The sequence below is a fragment of the Micromonospora sp. NPDC057141 genome (assembly GCF_042670805.1).
Lineage (GTDB): Bacteria > Actinomycetota > Actinomycetes > Mycobacteriales > Micromonosporaceae > Micromonospora.
Genome location: NZ_JBHUVA010000177.1, coordinates 1 through 1,218 on the forward strand (window position 1 = coordinate 1; position 1,218 = coordinate 1,218).

A 1,218-nucleotide genomic window follows, 5' to 3' on the forward strand; every position below is an offset into this window, starting at 1 on the left:
CGCGCCGCCGGCTGACGGGTGTAAGCAGGGGCACCCTGTTGACGCTTCCGGTGGAGCCGGGCCCCTGCGCACGCCCTGCCGGCGCAGGCTGAAAGGACTTTAACCCGGCCCTTCACCACCGACCACGGACAAGATGGCAGACCAGGAGGCTTATTCACGGAGGGTTTCGGTCCGCTGTGCTTGATCATGAGAGCGGCCCTGCTCGGTAGCGTGACGGTTGCGAAGACGTCATTTTCTACAGGAGCAGGGCCGTTGAGCTGGAACGTTACGACAGGGCTGGACACCGATCAACTGGACGTGCTCGTGGAGCATGTCCACCGGATTCTCGTGGAGGACCCGGATCCGCCGGTGGCTCCCAGGCGGATGTGGGCGCTGGGGCTGTACAAATCGGTGGTGCTGGTGCTGTTCCTGCTGCGGCAGAACCCGGTCCAGTCAGCGGCGGCCGAGTTGTTCGGGGTCTCCCAAGCGACCGTCTCGCGCCGCTGGACTGTCCTGCTGCCGGTGGTGGAGAAGGCTCTGGCCAGGCATGTTCCCGATCCTGTCGGGGCTTCGGCCGGCCGTGTCGTGCTGGTCGACGGAACCCTGGTACCCACCTGGGACTGGGCGAGCGAGGGCACCACGATGTTCTCCGGCAAGCACCGCGACACGGGCTTCAACCTGCAGGTTGCCGCCACGCTCACCGGGGACCTGCTCGCGGTCTCGTCGCCTGTTCCGGGCTCGCGCCACGACATGCAGGCCTGGCGCCGGTCACACTTCCCCAAAGCCTTCGCCGAACGGGAGGGCATCGGCGATCTGGGCTACGTCGGCTCCGGACTGCTGACCCCACGGCGCAAGCCGCCGCGCCAGGAACGATCCACTGGGGACAAAGTGGCCAACCGTTCCATCAGCACACTCCGGGCCGCAGTCGAGCGGACCATCGCGCACCTGAAGGACTGGAAGATCCTCGCCACTCGCTACCGCGGCCCTCTCACCCGCTTCGCCCTCGTCGCCAAGACCGTCACCGCACTTGCCTTCTACAAGAAGGACTGGTGAAACCCCGTGAATAGGGCTCCGGCGGATGCGCGAGTTCATCGACACCCACGACTGGATCACCGCCTACCACCTGCCGCCCTACGCACCCGACCTCAACCCGGTTGGTCGTCCGGCAGCGGGTACGCCGCGTACCCGACGTCGCCGAGCAACGCGGTGAGAATCTCGGTCGGCCGGTCCTCGCCGGCC

Annotated in this window: 1 protein-coding gene; it reads left to right on the forward strand. The window is 66.9% G+C overall.

Going from position 1 to position 1,218, the window contains the following annotated elements; all coding sequences use genetic code 11:
• Positions 1-252: 252 nt before the first annotated feature.
• A complete protein-coding gene (locus ACFT41_RS32320) occupies positions 253-1,032 on the forward strand; it encodes a transposase family protein (protein WP_377614116.1) in 780 nt (259 codons plus the stop codon).
• The last annotated feature ends 186 nt before the right edge of the window (positions 1,033-1,218 follow it).